The organism is Corynebacterium gottingense, from assembly GCF_003693265.1.
Taxonomy (GTDB): Bacteria; Actinomycetota; Actinomycetes; order Mycobacteriales; family Mycobacteriaceae; genus Corynebacterium; species Corynebacterium gottingense.
In genome coordinates this window covers 1-6812 of sequence record NZ_RDRE01000037.1, presented here as the reverse complement: position 1 = coordinate 6812, position 6812 = coordinate 1, and the positions used below count along the sequence as shown (strand labels likewise).

Annotated in this window: 4 protein-coding genes; 3 read left to right on the top strand and 1 reads right to left on the bottom strand. The window is 67.9% G+C overall.

What is annotated here, in order from left to right:
* The first annotated feature begins 1 nt into the window (after nucleotide 1).
* The 3 genes from EAW56_RS10680 to manA are packed head-to-tail and all read left to right on the top strand — an operon-like array spanning nucleotide 2 to nucleotide 3684.
* Nucleotides 2–1372: a phosphomannomutase/phosphoglucomutase gene (locus tag EAW56_RS10680; RefSeq protein ID WP_122086502.1), complete on the top strand. Its 1371-nt coding sequence runs from the start codon at nucleotides 2–4 to the stop codon at nucleotides 1370–1372.
* Nucleotides 1373–1407: 35 nt separating this feature from the next.
* On the top strand, nucleotides 1408–2415 hold the full coding sequence (locus EAW56_RS10675) for a hypothetical protein (protein WP_122086500.1): 1008 nt from the start codon (nucleotides 1408–1410) through the stop codon (nucleotides 2413–2415).
* 39 nt (nucleotides 2416–2454) lie between these two features.
* Nucleotides 2455–3684, top strand: coding sequence for a mannose-6-phosphate isomerase, class I (gene manA, locus EAW56_RS10670; protein WP_122086498.1), 1230 nt, complete (start codon nucleotides 2455–2457; stop codon nucleotides 3682–3684).
* 78 nt (nucleotides 3685–3762) lie between these two features.
* Here the strand turns inward: manA and EAW56_RS10665 are convergent.
* Nucleotides 3763–6812, bottom strand: a 3050-nt coding sequence (locus tag EAW56_RS10665) for a Rib/alpha-like domain-containing protein (protein WP_244213409.1), incomplete at its 5' end; no start/stop codon positions are given.

Sequence of the window (6812 nt, the reverse complement as noted above, 5' to 3'; positions counted from 1 at the left end):
CATGGCAATTGCACACACTGAAGCAACGTTAAAGAACGTCATCAAGGCGTACGACGTGCGCGGCGTGGTCGGCGAGACCATCGACGCCGACTTTGTCCGCACCGTCGGCGCGGCGTTCGCCCACATCTTGCGCGGCGAGGGCGAAACCCGCATCGCCGTGGGCTACGACATGCGCCCCTCCTCGCCGGAGCTCGCCGGCGCCTTCGCGGAGGGCGCGACCTCCCAGGGGCTCGACGTGGTTTCGTTGGGCCTGACCAGCACCGACGAGCTCTACTTCGCCGCCGGCACGCTCAAGTGCGCCGGCGCGATGTTCACCGCCTCGCACAACCCGGCCAAGTACAACGGCATCAAGTTGTGCCGCGCCGGAGCAACCCCGGTGTCCACCGATACCGGCCTGGGCGAGATCGGGCGGATGGTGCTCGAGGGCGTGCCCGCCACGGACGTGGCCACGGGCACCGTGACCGAGAAGGACATCCTGGCCGACTACGCGACGTTCCTGCGCGACCTGGTGCCGGTGCCCACAGACCGGAAGCTCGTCGTGGCCGTCGACGCCGCCAACGGCATGGCGGGCCTGACCGTGCCCGCCGTGCTGGATGACATGGACGTCCGCCCGCTCTACTTCGAACTCGACGGCACGTTCCCCAACCACGAGGCGAACCCGCTGGACCCGAAGAACCTGGTGGACCTGCAGAAGTTCACGGTGGAGCAGGGCGCGGACATCGGCCTGGCCTTCGATGGCGACGCGGACCGTTGCTTTGTGGTGGACGAGCGTGGGGAGCCGGTGAGCGCGTCGTCGATTAGCGCTTTGATCGCGCACCGCACGCTGGCGCAGCACCCGGGTGCGACGATCATCCACAACCTGATCACCTCGCAGGCGGTGCCGGAGATCATCGCTGAGCAGGGCGGCGAGGCCGTGCGCACACGCGTCGGGCACTCCTACATCAAGGCGGAAATGGCGCGCACCGGAGCGCGCTTCGGCGGCGAGCACTCCGCGCACTACTACTTTGCCGACTTCTTCAACGCCGACTCCGGCCTGGTCGCCGCGCTGCACGTGCTCGCCGCGCTCGCCGAGCAGGATGCGCCGCTGAGCGAGCTGATGGCTGAGTACAACCGCTACGCCGCCTCCGGCGAGATCAACTCCGAGGTGGCCGACCAGGACGCGACCACTCAGCGCGTCCTCGACGCGTTTGCGGAGCGCACCGACAAGCTCGACCGCCTCGACGGTGTGACCGTGTGGCTCAAGGACACGAAGGCGTGGTTCAACGTGCGCGCGTCCAACACCGAGCCGCTGCTACGCCTGAACGTTGAGGCGGAGACGGAGCAGGAAGTCCAGGAATTGGTCGAGGAGATCCTGGGAATCATCCGCGCCTAGACCCGCGCGCGCCGGCGCTGCGTAAGATCGCGGTCATGAGCGACTACTACGAGGGCGCGGGCGATTACGACCGCGAGACCGTCCGCTTCTTCGACATCGCCCACGAGGGGGCGCAGGTCAGGGCTATTATCGACGCCCTGCCGTCCCTCGCCAACCTCCGCGGGATGCAACCCCGCAGCGTGATCGTGGTGGCGACCGACCAGGTCGCGCGCGCCGCCGCACGCGCCGTGGCGCAGGTGCGCGCACCGCTCCCGCTGCCGGTGGTGGTGACGGACACGCTGCCCGGCTACGTCGGCGCGCTCGACGTCGTGGTCATGGTGGGGGACGCCGCGGCGCGCGAGCGCGACGTGCGCGCCCTGCTCACAGCGGCGCAGCGCGGCGCGGAAACGGTGCTGGCGGGGCCAGCCCGCGGCCCGATCGTTGACGAGGCGCCCGCATCAACCGTCATCGTCCCGGCCCTGCCCACCACGATGGGCCCGTCGCCGGCGCGCACGATCGCGGTGCTGTCGGCGGTACTCGACGCGCTCGACCCCCGCGCGGCGGCGGAGGCGCTGGCAGAGCGGTTCCGCATGCTCGCGGACGAGCTGGACGCCGAGCTCACCGCCGTGTCCCCGGAACGCGCCGAGGACGTCAACGCCGCCCGCCAGCTGCGCGCCTTTGCCCGCGACGCGCGCGTCGTGCACTCCGGCACCACCCGCCACGGCCTCGCGCTTGCGGAGCTCGTGGCCGCCCTGTGGTCCTGCCGCGGCCTGGCGAGCGGCTTCGTCGACGCCGACGAGCTCCCGCAGGCCCTCGAGCTCGCCCGCGGCGGCGCACCCGCCCCGGCCGAAGACATCTTCCACGATCCATTCCTTGACGGCCCGGTGGAGCTGGTACCCTTAAAGGTCGTTCTTTGGGCGCAACCGGACGCGCACGCCCCGGTCGCGCCCAACACCCGCGCTGAGACGGTCGCGTCGCAGCACCTTGGCGAGTCCGTCACGGTGCTGCGGCTACTGGCGCGCGCGTACGCCGTGACTGCGCTCGACGACCCCAGCGACGAGTAGCCCACACCCATCACCGAAGGAAACGAGGCACAGACACCGATGGAGCTCCTCGAACCTGCCCTGCGCACCTACCCGTGGGGCTCGCGCACCATGCTCGCCGATCTGCGCGGTACCGCGTCGCCCGCCCCCAGCCCGGAGGCGGAGCTGTGGTTCGGTGCGCACCCGGCTGCGCCGTCGACAATCGGCTCCCGCGGCCTGGACGCGATCATCGCGGACGATCCCCGCGCGGCGCTTGGGCAGCGCGTGGCCGACAAGTTCAACGAACACCTGCCGTTCCTGCTCAAGCTGCTGGCGGCGGGCGCGCCGCTGTCGCTGCAAGCGCACCCGTCGAAAGCGCAGGCCGTCGAGGGGTTCCGCAGCGAGGAGGCGGCGGGCATTGACCTGCACGACCCGCGCCGCAACTACAAGGACCCGAACCACAAGCCCGAGCTGATCGTCGCGCTGACGCAGTTCAAGGCGCTCGCCGGGTTCCGCCCGTACGCGCGCACCGCCCGCCTGCTCGACGCGCTGGGATCGCCACTGCTCAGCCGCTACACCAGCATGGTCGACCCCAGCGAGGAAGAGGCGAGCCTGCGCGCGCTGTTCACCACCCTCATCTCGCTGCCGCGCAAGGCGAGCAATTTGCTTGTCGACGAAACCGTCAACCGCGCCCGCACCCTCCTGGAAAATCCCGACGAGGCCGGGGGCGCCGGCGTGGAGCCGTGGATGGTCGAGGTGCTCGCCATGTTCCTCGAGCTTGCGGAGGCCTACCCGGGCGACATCGGCGCCCTCGCGGCGCTGCTGCTGAACTACTTCACCCTCGAGCCGGGCGAGGCGCTGTACCTGGACGCCGGCCAGCTGCACGCCTACCAGTCGGGCCTGGGCGTGGAGATCATGGCAAATTCGGACAACGTGCTGCGCGGCGGGCTCACGTCGAAGCACGTGGACGTGCCGGAGCTGGTGCGCGTGCTCAAGTTCGAGGCGCTGGAGTCCCCGCGGGCGAAGACCCGCGCGGCGGATGGCGGCGCGGTGGGGGAGGAGTTCGTCCTCCCCATCGAGGACTTCCGGCTGAGCCGTTACGCCCTGGGTGACGGCGCGGAGCTGGCGGTGGAGTCGGATGGGCCGGCGATCGTGCTGTGCACGAGCGGCGAGGCCGTCGGGCGCGGCGCTGCGGGGGAGGAGCTCACCCTGCGCCCGGGCCAGGCGGCGTGGGTCCCGGCGAGCGACGCGCGCGTAGTGTTCACGGCGGAGGGCGCTGACGGCGCAGAGCTGTTCCTCGCCAGCGTGTAGCGTCTGCTGCAATAACGAAGAACGTCGGTCCCGCATCCTCTGGAGTGAGGAGCGGGGCCGACGTTGCCGTTGGGTGAGCTAGTTGGAGCTGGTCGGGCCGCCCGGCTTGCAGCTATCAACGATCAGGGCGGTGACGCCGATGCCTGCGGCGAAGAGCAGCAGGCCGCCGCCGATCGTGGCCACGTTCGTGCCGTACTGGCGGAGCTGGCCGTTAATGTCAGAGACCTGCTTGGCGATCTGCGGGTTCATGATGCCCAGGCCGTTCTGGATCTGGGAGTTCACCTGCTCGATCTGCATGGCAACCTGCTCGCGGAAGCCAGCCAGGCCCGGGATGGCTGCCTGGGTGGCGATGGCGAGCGGGACGATCGCCAGCAGCGGGAGTCCGAAGCCGATCGCGGCTGCGGAGCACTTGCCCTGGTCAATGTTGGAGCTCAGGGACGTGTCCTTGCCAGGCTTGCCGACCGCGGTGTGGGTGTTGCTGTTCACCTTCGCGTTGACGATGATGACGATCCTCTGGATCTCAGCGCCCTGCTCGTCCTTCACGGTCGCGATGATCTCGTCGCCCGGGATGGCCTGCTCCTCGACTGCGACAACCAGGTTGCCGCGGTCGTCGATGACGGCGTCGCCGGGGCCGGCGACGTCGACAATCGCTCCCTTCGGAATCTTGCCGCCCTTGTTCGGGATGGTGAGCTTGCCGCCCGGCTCGGCGCTGCCTTCGCCCTCGGTGGCATCCCAGTGGGGCTCGAAGTAGTTGCGCTCGAACGGGTTGGTGCCGGTGTCGACTTCCTGCTTGTTGGTGCGGCCGTCGTCGTCGAAGTCAGCGTCCGGGTCGAGGATGGACTTGTCGTTGGCGTCGGTGAGCTCGAAGCGGGCGTTGGCGAAGTCGTTGGAGCCGTCGGTGAACGTGAAGTTCACGCCCACGGTCGGTGCGACGACCGGCGCGAGCGCCTCGGCGAGCTTGTCCCAGTCCTTCTGGACTGCCTTGTCCAGCGCGGAGAACTGTGCCGCCAGCTGCGCCGCGGATGGTGCCTGGGCGGTGACGGTGCCGTCCTCGTTGCCCTCGAACTTCCAGTCGGTGGCGTCGGCGGGCACTTGGACGGTGATCTCGGTGTCATCCGGGATCCCGAACGGGCCGAATGGGCGGTTCGTGTCCTTGGTCTCGCCCGGGACCAGCACGTACGGGTCGCTACCGAAGGTGGCGTTGGTCTTGTCGCCCTGCAGGCGCTCGTCCTCCTTGACGGAGACCTGGACGATGTCGATCTGGTTGCCGTCCGCGTCCGTCATCGTTGCCACGATCTTGTCGCCCGGCTTGGCGTCCTCGTTGGCGGTGATGACCAGGTCGCCGTCCTTGTTGATCTCGGCGGTGCCCGGGCCGTCGACCTTCACGGTGGTGCCCACTTGGACGCGGCCGCCGTTGTTGGGAACGGTGACGTCCTCGCCGGGGTAGACGGTGTTGGCGTTGGAGGTGTTCCAGTCAGCCGGCGGCACGGGAACGCTTTCCTCGTCGAACGGGTTGGAGCGCTTCTCCACCTCGTCGCGGTTGGTGTGACCGTCGCCGTCGGCGTCGGCCTCGGGGTCGAGGAGGGAGTGGCCGTCGGCGTCGACAAGCTCGAATGCTGCGGTCGCAGCGTCGAAGGAGCCGTCGGCGTAGTCGATGTCTACCTCGACGGAGGTAGTGACCATCGGCTTGAGCACCGCTGCGAGGGTGTCCCAGTCGAGGTGCGTGTACTTGGTCACGCGGGCGAACTCCTGCGCCAGATCCCTGGCAGATGGTGCCTGAGCGGTGACGACGCCCGTCTCGTTGGCTTTGTCCTCGTCGAAGGTCCAGTCGGTGGCGTCCGAGCGGAACTTGGCCTCGTACTTCGTGCCCTTCGGCGCCGTCTCGTCGCCGAACGGGTTCTCGGCGCTCTTGGACTCACCCGCGGTGAGCTTCACGGTGTCGCCGTAGCTGGGGTCGAATTGCTTGTTGGACAGCGGCTTCGGATTGACGATGACGGTCGAGCCGACGCGGTCCTGGGAACCGTCCGGGTAGGTGACCACGACCTGCGGGTTGTACGCGCCCGGGGTGGAGGTGTCCACGTCGCCGTCGAGCTCGACCTCAATGTCCTGCGGCAGCTCGTGGAGGTTCTCGATGACGTCGCGAGGCTCGAGCTTATCGCCGGCGGTGATGACCTTTTCGCGGACCTGCGGCTGGAAGTCCCAGTTGTCCGGGCGCGGCTTGATGGTGATCTTGGTGTCGATCTCCTCGGTAGAGCCGTCCGGGTAGGTGACCACGATGGTGACATCCTTGTCGATGTCATTCGGAGTCGGGTTCTCTGTGCTCAGCGAGCCCTCGCCCTTGTCCTTGAAGTCCGCGGAGGTGCCGCTGGGCAGGGAGCCGATATTTTCAATGATCTTCTCGGCATGTTCCTGGCGCAGCTTGGAGCCAGCGATGATTTCGAAGTTCTCGTCGACCGTCGGGTCGTTGACCTCTGCGTCGGTGCGGCGCTCGACGGTGAGATCGGTCTGGATCTCTTCGCTGGTGCCGTCGGGGTACTTGACGACGATTGTGACCTCGTTCGTGCCGACGGAGCCGGTGTCGACCTTGCCCTTGAAGTTCGCAGTGATGCCCTTCGGTAGCTCATCCTTGTTGGAGATTGCCGCGAGCGGGTCGGCGGTTTCGCCTTCCTTGATGGTGATACCGGTTGGAGCCGGGGTGTACTTCTCGGCGTCGGTGAGGTCGTTGACGTGGACGTTGACCTCTACCTCGTCCGTGCTTCCGTCGGTGTAGGAAACGACGATGGTGGCGGTGGTATCGCCAGGCTCGGACGTGTCGACCGGGTTCTTGAAGGTGACGTCTTTGACCGGGAGCTTGTCCAGGTTGGTGATGGCCTTCTTCGCGGCGTCGTTGGTCACCTCCGTGCCGACCTTGGTAGCGATAGCGTCGCCGACGATCGGGTCGTTGACCTCTGCGTCCGTGCGGCGCTTGATGGTGAGGTCAGTAGTGACCTCGTCGGTAGAACCGTCGGGGTAGGTGACGACGATTGTGACCTTGTTCGTGCCGGCCGAGCTGGTGTCGACCTTGCCCTTGAAGTTCGCAGTGATGCCCTTCGGTAGCTCATCCTTGTTGGAGATTGCCGCGAGCGGGT

Coding starts and splice junctions, on each gene's coding strand:
- EAW56_RS10680 (WP_122086502.1), top strand. CDS start 2: ATGGCAATTGCACACACTGAAGCAACGTTAAAGAACGTCATCAAGGCG.
- manA (WP_122086498.1), top strand. CDS start 2,455: ATGGAGCTCCTCGAACCTGCCCTGCGCACCTACCCGTGGGGCTCGCGC.
- EAW56_RS10675 (WP_122086500.1), top strand. CDS start 1,408: ATGAGCGACTACTACGAGGGCGCGGGCGATTACGACCGCGAGACCGTC.